We start from the raw sequence: 16,832 nt of genomic DNA on the forward strand, positions 1-16,832 counted from the left end.
TGCTGTTATTGTCTGTGATTAGAGATAAGAGTAGGAGCTAGGAGTGAGACTTAGAAAAGGACGTGAAAATCATTATGTTAGCTGCAACGCCACCGATGGGCTGGAATAGTTGGGATTGTTACGGAGCTAGTGTTAATGAAGAAGAGGTAAGAGGCAACGCCGAATATATGGCCACTCATTTGAAGGATTTTGGCTGGGAATATGTAGTTGTGGATATTCAGTGGTATGAGCCTGGAGCGAACTCCTCACAATATCGCAATTTTGTACCGCTGGTCATGGATGAGTATTCCAGACTTCAACCGGCAGAGAATCGTTTTCCTTCCGCAAAGGGTGGTAAAGGTTTTGCTCCATTGGCTGAATTTGTACATGGTCTAGGGTTGAAATTTGGCATACATATTATGCGCGGAATCCCACGTCAGGCTGTTCATTCGGCCAGTGCCATACTAGGATCTAAGCAAACTGCACGTGATATCGCTCATCCCAATTCTATTTGTCCTTGGAATACAGATATGTATGGAGTAGATGCTTCTAAAGAAGGTAGTCAGGCTTACTATGATTCTCTGTTCCAGCTGTATGCAAGTTGGGGTGTAGATTATGTGAAAGTGGATGATATTGCTGCTTCACGTATTTATGGGTATCACAAAGACGAAGTTGCTATGATCCGTAAGGCTATCGACCGCTGCGGTCGCGAGATGGTGCTTAGTCTTTCCCCTGGACCTGCTCCGGTAGAAGAGGCTGAACACTTAGCTGAACATGCTAACCTGTGGAGAATGACCGACGATTATTGGGATCATTGGCATTTGCTGCGTGGAATGTTCGAGCGGTGCAAGAAATGGGCTCCCTACGTTCAGCCAGGCCATTGGCCGGATTGTGATATGCTGCCGCTAGGTCATCTTGGGATTCGTTCCGTTGATGGCGGGGGAGACCGGTTTACACGGTTTACTCCTGAGGAACAGGTTACCATGATGACGCTCTGGACGATTTTCCGTTCCCCTTTAATGTTCGGGGGAGAGCTTAGAGACAATGATGAGTGGACATTATCTTTATTAACCAATAAGGAAGTACTTCATCTGCATCGTTTTGGTAAGGGTAGCAGACAGGTAGATCTGAATGAGAAGTATGCGATCTGGACTTCTGAGGATGAACAAGGAAACCATTATGTAGCATTGTTTAATCTCAGTGATGAAGAATCAACGCTTCAGGTATCGTTCCAACAGCTTAATGTTTCAATTCCAAAAACGATCCGTGATCTGTGGCAAAGCCGCGACCTGGGGGTTATTAATGAAGGGATTACGCAGGTTCTTCCACCGCATGGATCAGTATTGCTAAAGCTTATCTAGAGGAGAGAGAGTATGGATACGAGTAGAGATTACAACAACCCATTGGTGGAGCAACGTGCTGATCCATGGGTATATAAACATACGGATGGTTATTACTACTTCACCGCTTCTGTTCCAGAATATGACCGGATCGAAGTTAGAAGATCGACAACGATCGAAGGATTGACTACAGCAGAACCAGTTGTAGTATGGCGCAAGTATGAGACGGGTCCGCTTAGTGCTAACATTTGGGCGCCGGAAATTCATTACATTGACGGAAAGTGGTACATTTACTTTGCCGCAGCCCGCACGACGGAGACGACGGATGGTTTGTTCGATCACCGGATGTTTGCGCTCGAGAATGCATCTGCAAATCCTTTAGAAGGAAATTGGGAAGAAAAAGGCCAAGTGAAGACCGCTTGGGAATCGTTCGCGCTGGACGCAACTACGTTTCAGCATAAAGGAAAACTGTACTATGTATGGGCTCAGAAGGACCTGAATATTGAGGGGAATTCTAATCTGTATATTTCTGAAATGAGCAATCCGTGGACACTAACAGGTCCTCAGACTATGATTGCGACTCCTGAGCACGACTGGGAAATTATTGGGTACAAAGTAAACGAAGGGGCAGCAGTATTGAAACGCAACGGACGTATCTTTATCAGCTTCTCGGCGAGTGCTACCGACTTCAACTACTGTATGGGATTATTGGTAGCGGATGAAGACAGCGATCTTCTTGATGCAGCTTCATGGACTAAACTACCGAATCCTGTCTTCCAAACGAATGAAGAAAATGGACAATTCGGTCCAGGTCATAATAGCTTTACGGTCAATGAAAATGGGGAAGACGTGCTTATTTACCACTGCCGCAATTATAAAGATATTACTGGCGATCCTCTATATGATACAAACCGTCATACTCGTGCACAAGTTTTCCATTGGAATGAAGATGGCACACCGAATTTTGGAGTTCCTGTTAAGGATGCCGCAAATAAATAATCCGTTATTATAAAAAAGAGGGTTACCTAGAAGCCACGTAAATGGCCGCTAGGTAAACCCTCTTTTTATGAGATGCTGTTTAAGGTATATATTGTTGCACGATGGATGTGATTACGCCGTCCTGAATCGTAAGGTGATAAGGGAACTGGCTTAAATCTAAGATTTCCGTGTTATTAAATTGATCGATAAATTGCTGTAATGTAATGGCTTCGTTCCATTGAATGTCTAGGTCGTCAATATTGCCAGTGTGATCATAGATCTGCATGGTAACTGTTGCGTTATCCGCTATCGGATAGGTTGTCAGTGTATCAACATCATTAACAACATAGTAGCCGTCTGGAGCTCCGCCAATTTCTGCTGCACCTTCTGGGTCTCTTTCAGCAAAGACTCGGTCAGCATCAGCACCCTGATACCAGTTTATTTCATCGGCTGTAATGGAAAGCTTGCCATTTTCGGATTGAATAGTATGGATATATACCGTCTGTTGCTGAGTCTTGCCACTATCTTGCGCATCCACTCGTGTTCCAACGGTACTAGCAGTAGTAATTAGGGAAAGAAACAATAGAACAACAACCGGTAACACATACGCTGACTTTTTCTTAAACATTAGAAATCTCCCCCTTGAGATATGTAAAAAGGTTGTATATATCTTATTACCCGCTACGTTTTTTCCTAAACGGGCTATCTACTTCTATTACGTTTGAGGAGCAGGTTTTGTTGCATTTTTTTAAAAATATTTCTGAAAAGCAATTGCGGTCATGAATCCACTAAAATGATAGTAAATGTTTGTCTCCTCGGGCATATTAAAATGTCAAAACATACAGATGAGGGGGAGCAACGAATGGGTGGAATATGGCGGATTTATAGGAACGACTGGCGCAACGTATTTAAGGTTCCTGTGGCCGTGTTCCTGATCGCTGCTTTGGTAGTATTACCTTCTGTATATGATTGGTTTAATGTTGCAGCAGTATGGGATCCCTACAGTAACACCTCTGGCATTAAGATTGCTGTAACCAGTCTGGATGAAGGAACCACTGTGAAGGATAAGAGCTTCAATATCGGCAATGACGTGATGGACAGTCTTCGGAATAATAAAAACTTAGGCTGGACCTTCGTAGATGCAGAAGCTGCGCATAACGGCGTGAAACGTGGAGATTATTATGCCAGTATTGTTATCCCTGCTGATTTCTCAAAGCGAATGACGGGAATCCTTGAAGGCAGGATCGTGAAGCCAGAAATTGAATACACCGTCAATGAGAAGATAAATGCGATTGCTCCAAAAATCACGGATAAAGGCGCCTCTTCAATCACTACGCAAATCAGTGAGAATTTTACGGAAACGATTAGCGAAACGGTATTTACTGCTTTAAAGGAAATTGATGCAAAGTTCCAATCGGAACTGCCTATTATACGCAAGGTAGAAAAAGGTTTGTTTAAACTAGAGGCAAGTCTTCCTGAGATTGAAACGGCAGGCCAAAGTGTATTGAAAATTGAGGAGAATTGGCCACAAATTCATGCATCAGCAGAGCGTATCTCTAAACTGGAGAACAAACTGCCTGAGGTAGAGAAGGCGGGCCTAGCTTTAGAAAAAATAGCTGAACATTGGCCGCAAATTGCCGATGCTGCAGATCATTTAGACGCACTGCAGGATAAGCTGCCCAATATTGAACAAGCCGCACAGCTAATCGTTCAACTCGATAATCATTTTGGCGAAGTTGAACAAATCATGGATAAGGCGGCTGAAGGTCTTGCTGGAGCCAACAAGATTGTTAATACTGCCCTAACTGCGTTACCTAAGGCCGACAAGATTGCAGCCGCTGGAAATGATTTTGTTCTGGAGCTTCAGCAATTTTTAGAGAAGAGTAATGCTGCATTTGAAGCAGTACCTGCCGCCCTCAAACAAAATATATACCTCCTGCAAAAAACAGAGAATACAGTAGTTCAACTTGTTGAACAGTTGCAGGGGAAGGATATAGACCCGCAAGCGGTGAGCGAGCAACTTGAGTTAGTATCCGCTCACTTAGCATCGGGAAGTAGCGTAATTGATCATACGCTTTCTTTGTTATCGGCACTGAATACATTCTCCCCAGGAACAGTGCCTAATGCGGAGATCAGCATTTTAAAGGATGTAAACAATGCCTTGAGCAGACAGATTACATTGGTAAATTCCTTGGCAACGGATCTTCAAAAGGATGGTCAGCCTGATCCGAGTAATGTTGAGCAATTGGGCCTTAAATCTGATGAAGGGAACGCAGCCGTTGCTAAGCTTATTTCCAGATATGAAACGGCAACTATTCCTGCTATAAAAAATACATTAGAGCAATTAACTACGGCTGCTGAGACTACAGCTACAGCACTGGAGCAGGTTCCAGATCGTCTATCTGCGCTGGGTACCCTACTTGAAGAAACCGTGTCGGCGATTGAATTCGGACAATCGAGCTTGGCTAGTCTACAGCAGGACTTACCAGCGATTCGTGAAGCGGTACATACAGCAGCCAGTGGTGTCGCAGATAAGACACAGAACTTTGGTGCTTTTATTCGCGATACACTTCCACTTATTCAGAGCAGCTTGCCTGCCGCAGGGGAAAAGATACAACAAGCCGCAAATTTCGTCCGTCAGGATCTGCCGACTGTAGAGGAACGCGTGCATCAGATTTCTGATCTGATTCGTACAGGCCTCCCCCGTGCGGATAAGGGGGTGGCGGTCGCAGCGGACTTGGTGCGAAATGATCTTCCAATCCTGGAAGATTCGATTCGTAAAGCAGCAGCTACCATTCGTCAGATCAAAGATGAAGTGGATCTGGGAGAAATTGCTGAGCTGCTCGGAGGGGATATTAAGAGCAAGAGTGATTTTTTGGCCAATCCGGTAGTGTTAAAAGAGAATAAGTTATATCCTATTCCGAACTATGGGTCGGCTATGACTCCTTTTTATGTTGTACTTTCTTTATGGGTGGGCGGTACACTTCTTATCTCACTTCTTCGTACGGGGGTGGATACGGAGGGGATTGTGTACAAACGATATCAATTGTATTTTGGACGACTGCTGACGTTTCTTACGGTTGGGATTCTTCAAGCGCTGGTGGCTGTACTTGGCAATATTTTTATTCTGAAATGTTATGTGGTGGATAAGGTGTGGTTTGTCCTTTTTGCAGTATTGATTAGTATCGTATTCGTGACGATTGTATTTACGCTGGTCTCCGTATTCGGCAATGTAGGGAAGGGGATAGCGATCGTATTTATGGTACTTCAATTCTCAAGCTCTGGCGGTACGTTTCCAATCAGTACAACAGGGCATTTCTTTCAGATGTTGAATCCGTTTATGCCTTTTACTTATGCGATTAGTCTAATGCGGGAAGCGGTAGGGGGGATTCTGCCGGAAGTGGCGATTCGCGATTGTCTTTATTTGATCCTATTCGGTGTACTAGCACTCTTACTGGCGCTAACACTCAAGAAGCCGCTGGAGCGTTATATCGATAAGGCGGCTGAGAAAGCCGAAGAATCCAAATTGATCTCCTAAGAAAAAAAGAGGTTGTACCTAAGCCAATTGCTATGGCTTTTGGTACAACCCCTTTTGGATTATCTTGCTGGAGCGAAGTCGGCTACTGGCTTTAGAATCTCTTCAATTCTCTCCAAAGTATCTAGGGATAAAACGGCATCAACCGCTTTGGCGTTCTCTTCCACCTGCGCTGGCTTACTGGCTCCAATAATTGCAGAACTTACACCAGGTTGTCGGAGGGTCCAAGCTAACGCTAGTTGCGACAGCTTCAAATCAAGGCTGTTAGCTAGTTCATCCAGTTGTCCGACAACAGTGAGTACATCATCGCGGAAGTAGCTGCGAATGACCCCGTTTACCGAATCATCGGCTGCGCGGGTTCCTTCTGGAGGTTGTTGACCAGGTTTGTATTTACCGGTCAGAATTCCTTGAGCGAGTGGAGAAAAGACTACTTGGCCAAGGCCCTCGCGCTGAGATACCTCAAGCACCTCATTTTCAATGTACCGCTCAAACATGTTGTAGATGGGCTGATTAGAAATAAGTGGATGCAGATTTAGTCTGCGTGAAATACCAGCGGCATCAGAAATCTGGGCTGCGCTCCATTCGCTTACTGCAGAATACAGAATTTTTCCTTGTGCAGTTAGGTCGTCAAGCGCGCGCAAGGTTTCCTCCACAGGCGTCTCTCTGTCGAAGCGATGACAAAAATAAACATCAATATAGTCGGTTCCTAAGCGGCGAAGGCTAGCTTCACACTGCTCCATAATGTGCTTGCGAGATAAACCGCGATTATTTACATCGTCTCCCATGGGGAAGAACACCTTGGTACTAAGCACATAAGATGATCTTTCATAGGCGCGAAGAGCAGCGCCCATTGCTTTTTCGCCTTCACCACGGTTATAGGCATTAGCTGTATCAAAGAAATTGATACCGCATTCAAAAGCTGTGCTGATGCAGGCGTCTGCAGCCTTTTGCTCTGCTGCTGTTCCATATGTAAGCCAGCTGCCTAAGCCGATTTCACTGATTTTTAGTCCTGAATTGCCAAGTCTTCTGTATTTCATATTTCTCTTCCCTCCTTGAGTTGTATATGTTAACTTTACTTGTATCTTATGGAACATTCAACTTGAATGTTTCATGTAAAAGAAGAGATCAAGGAGATGAATCATATTAATGACTAGTCCAACTTCTAAAAAAGTGATTTTATTTCAGGGTGATTCTATCACTGACGGGAACCGTGGTCGGGATGAAGATCCCAATCATATTCTGGGACATAGCTATGCATATATCATTGGTGGCAAGTTAGGTAATGAACGGGCTGAGCAGAATCTAGTATTCTATAACCGTGGGATAAGTGGGGATCGAATCTCCGATTTGTATGCACGCTGGAATGAGGATGCGATTTACCTTCAGCCGAATATCATCAGTATTTTGATTGGTGTTAATGATCTTTGGAGAACAATGAAAGGGGAACCAAGCGGTGTAACGGACCGTTTTGAACGTGCGTACCGTCACGTGCTAGAAGAAACTGGGGAAGTACTTCCGCAAACGAAGCTGGTCTTGTGTGAGCCTTTTATTCTAAATACCGGAGCTCCGGCAGAACAATGGGAAGAATGGGAAGCTAAAATTACGCATTACCAGAGCGTTGTTAAGCAGCTTGCAGAAGAATTTAATGCGGTGTTTGTTCCTTTGCAGGAAGCATTCGATGCAGCTGCCCGTAGAACAGATGCATCCTACTGGCTGTGGGACGGCGTTCACCCGACAGCGGCCGGGCATGATCTGATTGCCGGGGAGTGGCTGAAGATCGTAGGGAAAAGCGATCTTTTTAACGACTAGTGAAATAAAGGTTTCCCCTTATCTTAATTTATGCACCTACTGATTACTCAGCGGGTGCATAGATAAGAGAGATATGATAGTTATTCAGAAACTTGATCCATTCCTCAGAAGGCTTCTCGTCTGTAACGATATAATCCACTCTATCGAAACTAAATAATTTAATGAACGCAGTCCTGTCGAACTTAGAGTGATCTGCGAGCAGAATTACTTTATTCGCCTGCTGTTGCATAAGAATCTTCAATTCACTTTCTTCTTCATTCGAATCGCTGAGCCCACCAGTCATAGACAACGCTTTACAGCTGAATATAGCTACGTCCACATTATATTTTTGAATAGTCTGCGAGGCGGTATGTCCAACGAAGGAGCTGGTCTCGGGCCCTAGTATTCCACCAGTGGAAATTAGCTTTTGCCCGGAGTGTTGAAATTCAGATAATACAACCAGTGAGTTCGTAATAATCGTAAGATTGTTTTTCTCCTCTATAATTCTCCGTAAGGCCTCAAAAACGGTTGAACTCGTATCCGTCACCAAGCTGTCCCCATCATTAATTAATTGGAGAACATGATCAGCTATCGTACGTTTAGCCTCTATATTTACCTGATGTCTACTCACATAGGGAGGGTCCTCATTCGTGTGGGCATTGAGGATCGCCCCGCCATAATTTTTCTTGGCAAGTCCTTCCTTGTCCAGTTTATCCAGATCCCGCCGAATGGTCTCTTCCGAGACATTGAATTTTTGCGCCAGCTGAGCAACATGGACTTTCTTTTGTCTATACAGCTCATTAATGATTAAATCTCGCCGTTCAAATGCTTTCATCCGTTCACTCACCTCTATCATCATCTACTTCCTAGTTTACTACATTGCCCAATAAATCAAAGAAATAACCTCATATTCACATAATACCACAGTATAATAATATTAATACCACACAAAACCACATAATTTATCTATAAATATGTTGTTTTGTGTTGACTAAAGCGTTTCCATATTTTATGATGAAGGAGAAATAGGTCCATTACCGATGTTACTAAGATGATCTTGAGGAGGAACAGCAGTGATAGAAAACTATCCGAAAATTGGCATCCGCCCGACCATTGATGGCAGAAGAAGAGGGGTCCGTGAATCGCTAGAAGCTCAAACCATGGGTATGGCACAGCGGGTAGCTAAGTTTATTGAAGAGAACTTATTTTATCCGGATGGCCGCCCCGTGGAGTGCATCATTGCCGATTCTACGATTGGTGGTGTTAAAGAAGCTGCTGCGGCGGCTCAGAAATTTGCCGGGGCTAATGTTGGCGTATCGATTACCGTGACTCCTTGCTGGTGTTATGGTTCTGAAACGATGGATATGGACGCCTCGATCCCGCATGCGGTTTGGGGCTTTAACGGAACGGAACGCCCTGGCGCGGTCTATCTAGCTGCTGTTCTCTCTGCTTATGCACAAAAAGGAATTCCGGCGTTCGGTATCTATGGTGAGGATGTTCAGGAGTCTAGCAGTGAGGAGATTCCAGCGGATGTGCAGACTAAATTGCTGCAGTTCGCCAAAGCTGGGTTGGCTGTCGCTCAAATGAGAGGGAAATCCTATTTATCAATGGGTTCTGTTTCGATGGGGATTGCTGGATCGATTGTGAATGAACAGTTCTTCCAAGAGTATCTGGGGATGCGCAATGAATATATAGATATGTCAGAATATGTGCGCCGTTTTGAAGAGGAAATTTATGATAAAGAGGAATATAAGCGAGCACTCGCGTGGACCAAAGAAAACTGCCAAGTTGGTGCCGATAATAATCCACAGCATCTGCAAATAAGTGATGATGAGAAAGAGAAGCAGTGGGAGACTTGTGTGAAAATGACATTGATCGCCCGAGATCTGATGATCGGAAATCCTGTTCTGGCTGAGCTGGGCTTTGAGGAAGAGGCCAACGGCCATAATGCGATTGTGGGTGGGTTCCAAGGTCAGCGCCAATGGACAGATCATTTTCCTAACGGGGATTTCATGGAGACAATTCTGAATTCCTCCTTTGACTGGAATGGCAAACGTTCACCTTATATCGTAGCGACAGAGAATGATAGCCTGAACGGAGTAACGATGCTATTCAATTATTTGCTTACGAATACTGCACAAATCTTTGCGGATGTTCGAACCTTTTGGAGTCCAGATGCAGTTAAGCGTGTAACGGGTCACCAATTAGAAGGTGAGGCAGCTCACGGAATACTGCATTTGATCAACTCTGGTTCGGCTGCTCTTGATGGGACGGGTGAGCAGACGATCGATGGTAAACCTGCGATTAAACCTTTTTGGGAAATTTCGGAGGATGAGGTGGAAGCTTGTTTGAGCCATACCCAATTCCGCCCGGCTTCTCAAGAATATTTCCGTGGGGGCGGCTTCTCTACAGATTATTTAACTAAAGGCGGGATGCCGGTGACTATGGCTCGTCTGAACTTGGTTAAAGGGCTTGGACCTGTTCTTCAGCTTGTAGAAGGTCACACGGTTGAGCTGCCTGAAGATGTTCACCATACTTTGGATCAAAGAACAGACCCGACCTGGCCAACGACCTGGTTTGCGCCTAAGTTAACCAATAGTGGTTCTTTCCAATCGGTGTATGATGTCATGAATAATTGGGGCGCAAATCATGGGGCGATCAGCTATGGGCATATTGGAGCGGATTTGATTACACTGGCGTCTATTCTGCGTATTCCCGTCAGTATGCATAACGTTGAGGAATCACGTATTTTTAGACCTCGGGTGTGGTCGCTATTTGGTACCGAAGATCTGGAGGGAGCAGATTATAGAGCATGTCAGAACTTTGGACCCCTCTACTAAAATCTTCCCGTGAAGCAGGTGTGATGAACAATGGTTGATACGATTAAGCTTCTAGCCATAGATCTCGGCGCCAGTTCCGGAAGAGTTATGCTAGGGATATATGGTGGAGATAGGCTTCGAATGGAAGAAATTCATCGGTTTGAGAATACGCCGGTACAGATCAATGGGCACTTATATTGGGATACTCTGAGGCTTTTCCACGAAATGAAGCAAGGCGTGCAAAAAGCCTTTAGGCAACACGGAGAATTGACGTCTTTAAGTGTGGATACATGGGGAGTTGACTACGGTTTTATCGACAAAAGAGGAATGATGGTCTATTCCCCACATCATTACAGGGATCGGAGGATGGAGGCTCACCGTCTCCAATTGGAAGCGCTACTCTCACCGGCAGAGCAATTCCGTATGACCGGTCTTCAGCCAAGCGTGATTAATACAGTCTATCAGCTGTTCTCTGATTTTCAGGATAATGATTCTCTTATGGAGACCGCGGATACGATTTTGATGATGCCGGATCTATTTCATTATCTATTTTCTGGTATTAAAGCAGCAGAGAGCACCATCTGGAGCACAAGCGGCTTAGTGGATGCTGTCTCTGGAGAACCCTCCTCTGAATTAATGAGCAGGCTTGGAATTCCGAGTAGTCTAGTTCCACATCAAGTCCAAGCGGGAACGGTTATTGGATCTATCCTACCGGTTATTCAAGAGGAGCTTAGTGTAGGACCGATAAAAGTGATCGCCGGCGCTTCACATGACACGGCTTCAGCCGTGGCTTCGATTCCTTATACTCGTAAGGATGAAGCAGCATTTTTAAGCTGTGGTACGTGGTCCTTGGTGGGTATGGAGACGCCTGAGCCGGTCATTTCAGAGAAAAGCTATGAATATGGTTTCACAAATGAACGTTGCTTCGGTAATTCTAACCGTTTGCTAAAAAACACAACGGGACTATGGATTTTGCAGGAGCTCCAAAGGAATTGGGCAAAAGCAGGAGAGAATCTTAGTCAAAGTGAAATGGTTGAACTAGCCAAAACGATTAATGGGGCGCCAGCGATCATTGATCCGAATGACCCGCTCTTCAGTACACCTGGTGTGATGATACAGCGGATTAAGGAATATTGTGAGCGGACGGGGCAACAGCCCCCTAATACGAAAGCTGAAATTATACGCGTTATCCTTGAGAGCCTTGCGCAATCATACTGTAGAACGATTAAAGAAATGGAAGAGATCACCGGCAAGACAATCACTATCATTCATATGGTTGGCGGTGGGATTCAAAATGAGCTATTATGCCAGCTCACCGCCGATGCTACGGGTAGAGAAGTCGTTGCGGGGCCTGTGGAGGCCAGTGGAATTGGCAATATCATTGTCCAACTGGCTGCGCTGGGAAAATTGGATGTTTCCGAGGGGAAAGAGTTCGTGGCACAATCCTTTACCTTTAAGACCTACCAGCCTTCTGTGGTAAAGAACTCTAAAAAATAGGATACGAGGAGAGTACTTATGGATACTTTGGAACAAAAATTACGTTTGCAGATTTGTGATATCGGCAGAAATCTGTTTAATAAAGATTTCATCGCCGCCAATGATGGAAATATTTCAGCACGGTTATCAGAGAATGAAATTCTTACTACTCCCAGAGCGGTTAGCAAAGGATATTTAGAGCCTCATATGATTGTAAAAGTGAATCTGCAAGGTGAAGTGCTTGAAGCGGCAGAAGGGTACAGACCTTCAACAGAAACCAAAATGCATTTGAGAATTTATAATGAGCTACCTGAGATGAATGGTGTGGTTCATGCACATCCCCCGTATGCCACCGCTTTTGCCATTAAAGGTGAGGCACTCGATAAAATGATGATGCCGGAATCGGTTATCATGATCGGGGATATCCCATTAGCGGAATATGGTACCCCTTCGACAGAAGAAATTCCAGACTCACTGATGCCTTATCTTGGCAAAAAAACAGCAGTCCTGCTCGAAAATCACGGCGCACTCACTTGGGGAACAGATGTTATGGAAGCCTATTTGAACATGGAGAGACTCGAATATACGGCTAAAATTACATTCATTACCCGTATGATTGGCGGGGAGAGAGAACTGCCACAGCATCGGATTGATGAGCTGGTTGCGTTGAGATCTTTTTATGGGAAGTAATGAGGTGCTTGGATGTTAAAAAAAATTCCTAAGCTGCTATCTCCGGAACTGGTACGTGTAATGATGGAAATGGGTCATGGAGATGAGCTTGTACTCGCGGATGCGAATTATCCAGGGCACTCCTTGCACTCAAAAGTATTAAGATATGATGGCATTGGGATACCTGCTTTACTGGACGCAATATTGGAGCTGCTGCCACTTGATCATTATGTGGAACATCAGGTGGCGTTTATGGCTGTCGTTGAGGGAGACCCTACGGTGCCGGTGATCTGGTCGACATACGAATCGATTATCGTCAAACATGACGCTGAAGCGACGATTAAATATGAGGAGCGGTTTGATTTTTATAATCGTTCAAAGGAAAGTTACGCTATTGTTGTAACAGGTGAAGAAGCACTTTATGGAAATATTATTATAAAAAAAGGTGTAATTAAAGCCTGATAATCAGCGGTTCTGCTTGCGGTATTGCAGGGGTGAGCACTTGGCGATGTGCTTAAACACCCGCCCGAAGTGGGCGATGCTGTCAAAGCCTGTCTTCTCAGCAATGGTAGTGACTTTAGTGTTAGTGCTCTGCAAGAGTCGTTGGGCTTCCTTGATCCGAATGTAGTTTAGATATTCAACAATGGTAAATCCAGTGGTCTGCTTGAATAAACGGCAAAGATAGGTGCTGCTGATGAAAAAGGTTTCTGATAGCAGATCTAATGTAAGCTTTTTAGCATAATGTGCCTGTAAATAATCGATCATTTCGTAGACTTTAAGCTGCTTCTCACTGCTCTCATGAGCGATGGGCTCGCGGCTTATTTCTTGTGCTCTGTTCATTTCAATGAATAACTGGATAAGCAGTGTCTGAAGATAAGGAATCTGCTGTGATCGATGTTCTTCTTGTTCTTTTAGCATGGCGAAGAGGATATATTCGATGGCTCCTTGTTCATGGACTCCGGGTCGCAGAAGCAAGCTTTGGGTAGATAAAAAAGGAAAGCTCAGATCATAGTTGGCCAACGTTTTTTGCAGAAAGCTCTCCTCAAAGTTAATCAATATTCGCTCATGCCGTGCTAAACCCTTAGAAGTGGTGCGGTGGAGTTCATTCTTGTTAATAAATATCAGATCACCTTTGCGCAAGGTATAAATTAGATTGTTGATATAATAGCTGCGCTCACCTGCGAGTAAATAATAAATTTCATATGTATCGTGATAATGGTCGGAATCCATGTTGAAGGGTCCGGCTCTTTTGATTTGTTCAATGATAAATGGAGGCTCTAGTTCCTGTTCCATTGCAGATTTGCTCCTTTCAGATAATGAAGCTAATATATGCAAAGTTTCCGTCATATTTACTAATAATCGCTTAGATTTCGATGTATTTTATACTATAAACTATAGAAAGAAACGGCATCTAAATCAATAGCGATGGAGTGATACTTGTGTCGAAGAAGAAATATGTATTCGTAGGTACCGGCGGCCGAGCGGAGTTCTTTTATGGTGAGATTACTACAAATTATCGTGAAACATCGGAAATCGTAGGCTTTTGCGATGTGAATGGGGTAAGAATGGATTATGCGAACCGATTACTGGAAGGGAAATATCAGTATCATGCGGTTCCTACTTATAAAGCTCATGAGTTCGATCGTATGATTGAAGAGACTAAGCCGGATGTGGTTATCGTTACGAGTATTGACCGCACACATCATCGTTACATTATCCGGGCGATGGAGCTTGGCTGTGATGTTATCTCAGAGAAACCGATGACGGTGGATGAAGAGAAATGCCAGGAGATTCTTGAGGCGATTGATCGAACGGGGAAAAAGCTGCGCGTTACGTTCAATTACCGCTATGCCCCGCACAACACCAAAATCCGTGAATTGATCATGGATGGAGCCATTGGCGAAGTACTTTCTGTTAACTTTGAATGGCTGCTAAATACACAGCATGGAGCGGATTACTTCCGCAGATGGCATCGGGATAAACGTAATAGTGGAGGTCTATTGGTCCATAAATCAACACATCATTTCGATTTGATGAATTTCTGGTTGGGCTCACGTCCGGACACGGTCTATGCCATGGGGGATTTAAGGTTTTATGGCAGAGAAAACGCAGAGAAGCGCGGCGTGACCGAGTTTTATCAGCGTGCTCATGGTAGTGCAGCAGCCGAAAATGATCCCTTTGCCCTTCATCTTAAAGATAATGAACAGCTGAAGCAGATGTATTTGGATGCCGAGCATGAAGATGGGTACCTGCGTGATCAAAGTGTATTCGGTGATAATATCAGCATTGAGGATACGATGGCAGTCATGGTCAAATACAAAAACAAGACGATTATGAACTATTCACTTAATGCTTACTTGCCTTGGGAAGGCTTCACTGTAGTATTTAATGGAACAAAGGGACGGATGGAAGTGAAAGTAGTTGAACAGTCTTATGTAAATGCCGGAGGGAACAAAGAGGATGAAGGGGCCCTAAAGGACAAGCAGATCACTGTATTCCCACATTTTGCGCCTCCCTATGAAGTGGAGATTGAAGAAGGTGTTGGGGGACACGGCGGCGGAGATCCGGTCATGCTGCGGGATATTTTTGAACGACCTGTGGAGGATCGGTTTAATCGAGCAGCTTCCCATGTGGATGGGGCGTTGTCTATTATGACCGGGATTGCGGCTAATCGTTCGATAGCTACCGGACTTCCAGTGAAGGTGGATCAGTTAATCAAATGGTAGAAGGATTAGCAGTTGAAATTGGTCTTTAAAGGCGAACACTGGCGTTTCTCCAGAATCCCTCCACCCCTCCGCTTTGTCTTCACGTCAATTTACTACTATTTTTAGATTAAGCTAAAAAAGTAAAGATAAAAGGCTGCCTCCAAAGTCATTGTGATGACTAAGAGACAGCCTTATTTAATTTGTTATTAGCAATTATTGTTTGACGACGTTAAAGCCGTCTTTTTGCAATTGAGTCACAATGCCATCATCACCTAGCATATGTAGTGCACCAACAACGACAAGGTAAGTCGCTTTTTTATCACTATTCAAATACTCTTTTACATGCTTCACCATGTTGGCATTCCGATCTGAAACGAGACCCTTATAGTATTCTGGCTCCTTAGCGACCGCTTGTGTCATAGCTACGAGTGATTGTTCATCCCCCTGCCTCCACATTTTGGATAATGAATCCAGCGAAGCTGTTGCTGCAGCCTTGTCCGTTTGCTTGAGGCTATCGAGTGTATCGAGGAGAAGCTTTTCTTGTAATCCATCTGAGAATTGATCAAACATGTTCAGCTGCAATTGCATATTTTCCAATTCAATGACCGGTTTATTCAATTTGGCTGCTTTCTGTGTGAAATATAGGTCGATTCCCGTATCAGGTGTATAATCTGTTGTTTGCATTTGCAGGCTTGAAATGCCTTGAGTAACGACCCATGGCTTATAGGAATCGAATGCATCTCCAGCAAGACCATTCGCTTTCAGAAGCGCAACAACTTTGTTATAGGTATCAGCGGATACGTGATCTTTGAGCTTGGATCCATCTGTATAGGAGCCTTTCTCCGTAAGGAACTTTTGAATCTCTGTTTGATCAACCTTGGTTAAGTCAACTTCGACCCCAAGATATTGAGAAGCCTCAAAGGCAGCTTCAATTTCCGGACGAAGCGGGTACATTTTGTCGTTAGCCACATGGATAGAACCAAGCAGATAGACAGTGTTACCGTTGTTCTCCACTTTCCATAAGAATCCGGTGCTGCCTGCAGCCTGATTATTGGCTACAAAGGTGATGGTGCGCTGCGCCGGACTCCATTCTACCTTATAGCCGATCGTTTCTCCTATAAAGCGGACAGGTACATAGGTGACATTATTGATGGTTTTAGGAGCCACCTCTAGTTTTTTCTTCTCCCCGTTCACCGTTGCTGTGGTGCTGCCGATAGTCAGTGAGAGGGCCAGTCCATTTTTGGTCCCCGTTACGGTTTGCGTCTTTTTATTCCAATTCAAATTTACATTAAGCTTCTCTAGAAGTGGACGCATAGGAACCAAGGTAGTTCCTTTTTCTACAACAGGGTTAGCATTGCCTAACTTTACTTCGGTTCCGTCAATCCATACGCCGACAGGTTTTTCAGCCGCATGGGCAGTGGTAATGACAGACATAACCATGAAAATGGATAAAAATAATGCACCTAGCTTTTTCATTAGTAGGACACTCCGTTTCTAAGATAATGTAAGCTGTAATTCACCTCATGATTTTAACGTATTTTTC

At 44.3% G+C, this 16,832-nt stretch carries 14 protein-coding genes; 9 read left to right on the forward strand and 5 right to left on the reverse strand.

Translation table 11 applies throughout. The annotated features are described in order from the left end of the window. Positions 1 to 74: 74 nt before the first annotated feature. Both NST74_RS07785 and NST74_RS07790 read left to right on the forward strand, forming a co-directional pair. A complete protein-coding gene (locus tag NST74_RS07785; RefSeq protein WP_445668180.1) occupies positions 75 to 1,340 on the forward strand; it encodes a glycoside hydrolase family 27 protein in 1,266 nt (421 codons plus the stop codon). 12 nt (positions 1,341 to 1,352) lie between these two features. Then, positions 1,353 to 2,318, forward strand: a complete 966-nt coding sequence (locus NST74_RS07790; protein ID WP_341111293.1) for a glycoside hydrolase family 43 protein — start codon at positions 1,353 to 1,355, stop codon at positions 2,316 to 2,318. Between the two features lie 79 nt (positions 2,319 to 2,397). On the opposite strand, the gene NST74_RS07795 is transcribed toward NST74_RS07790, so the two are convergent. Next, positions 2,398 to 2,925, reverse strand: a complete 528-nt coding sequence (locus tag NST74_RS07795) for a hypothetical protein (protein ID WP_076121033.1) — start codon at positions 2,923 to 2,925, stop codon at positions 2,398 to 2,400. Positions 2,926 to 3,159: 234 nt separating this feature from the next. On the opposite strand from NST74_RS07795, the gene NST74_RS07800 reads away from it, so the two are divergent. Beyond that, positions 3,160 to 5,835 (forward strand): YhgE/Pip domain-containing protein, encoded by a 2,676-nt coding sequence (locus tag NST74_RS07800; RefSeq protein ID WP_341111297.1) that lies wholly within the window; start codon positions 3,160 to 3,162, stop codon positions 5,833 to 5,835. Positions 5,836 to 5,894: 59 nt separating this feature from the next. Here the strand turns inward: NST74_RS07800 and NST74_RS07805 are convergent, their stop codons facing one another. After that, entirely contained in the window at positions 5,895 to 6,869 is a 975-nt protein-coding gene (locus tag NST74_RS07805) for an aldo/keto reductase family protein (RefSeq protein WP_341111300.1), read from the reverse strand. A 109-nt stretch (positions 6,870 to 6,978) separates the two neighbouring features. Between NST74_RS07805 and NST74_RS07810 the strand changes: the two genes are divergently transcribed. Next, positions 6,979 to 7,641 carry an SGNH/GDSL hydrolase family protein gene (locus NST74_RS07810; protein WP_341111302.1) on the forward strand — a complete coding sequence of 221 codons (663 nt, stop codon included), beginning with the start codon at positions 6,979 to 6,981 and terminating at the stop codon, positions 7,639 to 7,641. Between the two features lie 43 nt (positions 7,642 to 7,684). On the opposite strand, the gene NST74_RS07815 is transcribed toward NST74_RS07810, so the two are convergent. After that, the gene (locus NST74_RS07815; protein WP_341111305.1) at positions 7,685 to 8,455 is read right to left on the reverse strand and encodes a DeoR/GlpR family DNA-binding transcription regulator; all 771 of its coding nucleotides are present in this window, start codon (positions 8,453 to 8,455) and stop codon (positions 7,685 to 7,687) included. Between the two features lie 238 nt (positions 8,456 to 8,693). Between NST74_RS07815 and NST74_RS07820 the strand changes: the two genes are divergently transcribed. The 4 genes from NST74_RS07820 to NST74_RS07835 are packed head-to-tail and all read left to right on the forward strand — an operon-like array spanning position 8,694 to position 13,046. Beyond that, positions 8,694 to 10,460 carry an L-fucose isomerase gene (locus tag NST74_RS07820; protein ID WP_042125401.1) on the forward strand — a complete coding sequence of 589 codons (1,767 nt, stop codon included), beginning with the start codon at positions 8,694 to 8,696 and terminating at the stop codon, positions 10,458 to 10,460. 30 nt (positions 10,461 to 10,490) lie between these two features. Next, positions 10,491 to 11,936 (forward strand): rhamnulokinase, encoded by a 1,446-nt coding sequence (locus tag NST74_RS07825; protein ID WP_341111309.1) that lies wholly within the window; start codon positions 10,491 to 10,493, stop codon positions 11,934 to 11,936. Between the two features lie 18 nt (positions 11,937 to 11,954). Continuing rightward, positions 11,955 to 12,605, forward strand: a complete 651-nt coding sequence (locus NST74_RS07830; RefSeq protein WP_042125403.1) for a class II aldolase/adducin family protein — start codon at positions 11,955 to 11,957, stop codon at positions 12,603 to 12,605. A gap of 12 nt (positions 12,606 to 12,617) precedes the next feature. Continuing rightward, a complete protein-coding gene (locus tag NST74_RS07835) occupies positions 12,618 to 13,046 on the forward strand; it encodes an RbsD/FucU family protein (RefSeq protein WP_341111313.1) in 429 nt (142 codons plus the stop codon). 3 nt (positions 13,047 to 13,049) lie between these two features. Here the strand turns inward: NST74_RS07835 and NST74_RS07840 are convergent, their stop codons facing one another. Next, complete coding sequence (locus NST74_RS07840; RefSeq protein ID WP_341111315.1) at positions 13,050 to 13,877, reverse strand: AraC family transcriptional regulator; 828 nt, start codon at positions 13,875 to 13,877, stop codon at positions 13,050 to 13,052. Between the two features lie 146 nt (positions 13,878 to 14,023). Here NST74_RS07840 and NST74_RS07845 point away from each other — a divergent pair, with 146 nt between their 5' ends. Further along, positions 14,024 to 15,310 (forward strand): Gfo/Idh/MocA family protein, encoded by a 1,287-nt coding sequence (locus tag NST74_RS07845; RefSeq protein WP_341111316.1) that lies wholly within the window; start codon positions 14,024 to 14,026, stop codon positions 15,308 to 15,310. Between the two features lie 192 nt (positions 15,311 to 15,502). Here NST74_RS07845 and NST74_RS07850 read toward each other — a convergent pair whose 3' ends face one another. Beyond that, complete coding sequence (locus tag NST74_RS07850) at positions 15,503 to 16,765, reverse strand: TraB/GumN family protein (RefSeq protein ID WP_341111318.1); 1,263 nt, start codon at positions 16,763 to 16,765, stop codon at positions 15,503 to 15,505. Positions 16,766 to 16,832: the final 67 nt, after the last annotated feature.

Origin of the sequence: Paenibacillus sp. FSL F4-0125, assembly GCF_038008565.1 — a bacterium.
Lineage (GTDB): Bacteria > Bacillota > Bacilli > Paenibacillales > Paenibacillaceae > Paenibacillus_AQ.

What these genes read in the sequence shown, in the direction of transcription:
- NST74_RS07785 (WP_445668180.1), top strand. Translation starts at nt 75, where the DNA reads ATGTTAGCTGCAACGCCACCGATGGGCTGGAATAGTTGGGATTGTTAC.
- NST74_RS07790 (WP_341111293.1), top strand. Translation starts at nt 1,353, where the DNA reads ATGGATACGAGTAGAGATTACAACAACCCATTGGTGGAGCAACGTGCT.
- NST74_RS07795 (WP_076121033.1), bottom strand. Translation starts at nt 2,925, where the DNA reads ATGTTTAAGAAAAAGTCAGCGTATGTGTTACCGGTTGTTGTTCTATTG.
- NST74_RS07800 (WP_341111297.1), top strand. Translation starts at nt 3,160, where the DNA reads ATGGGTGGAATATGGCGGATTTATAGGAACGACTGGCGCAACGTATTT.
- NST74_RS07805 (WP_341111300.1), bottom strand. Translation starts at nt 6,869, where the DNA reads ATGAAATACAGAAGACTTGGCAATTCAGGACTAAAAATCAGTGAAATC.
- NST74_RS07810 (WP_341111302.1), top strand. Translation starts at nt 6,979, where the DNA reads ATGACTAGTCCAACTTCTAAAAAAGTGATTTTATTTCAGGGTGATTCT.
- NST74_RS07815 (WP_341111305.1), bottom strand. Translation starts at nt 8,455, where the DNA reads ATGAAAGCATTTGAACGGCGAGATTTAATCATTAATGAGCTGTATAGA.
- NST74_RS07825 (WP_341111309.1), top strand. Translation starts at nt 10,491, where the DNA reads ATGGTTGATACGATTAAGCTTCTAGCCATAGATCTCGGCGCCAGTTCC.
- NST74_RS07830 (WP_042125403.1), top strand. Translation starts at nt 11,955, where the DNA reads ATGGATACTTTGGAACAAAAATTACGTTTGCAGATTTGTGATATCGGC.
- NST74_RS07835 (WP_341111313.1), top strand. Translation starts at nt 12,618, where the DNA reads ATGTTAAAAAAAATTCCTAAGCTGCTATCTCCGGAACTGGTACGTGTA.
- NST74_RS07840 (WP_341111315.1), bottom strand. Translation starts at nt 13,877, where the DNA reads ATGGAACAGGAACTAGAGCCTCCATTTATCATTGAACAAATCAAAAGA.
- NST74_RS07850 (WP_341111318.1), bottom strand. Translation starts at nt 16,765, where the DNA reads ATGAAAAAGCTAGGTGCATTATTTTTATCCATTTTCATGGTTATGTCT.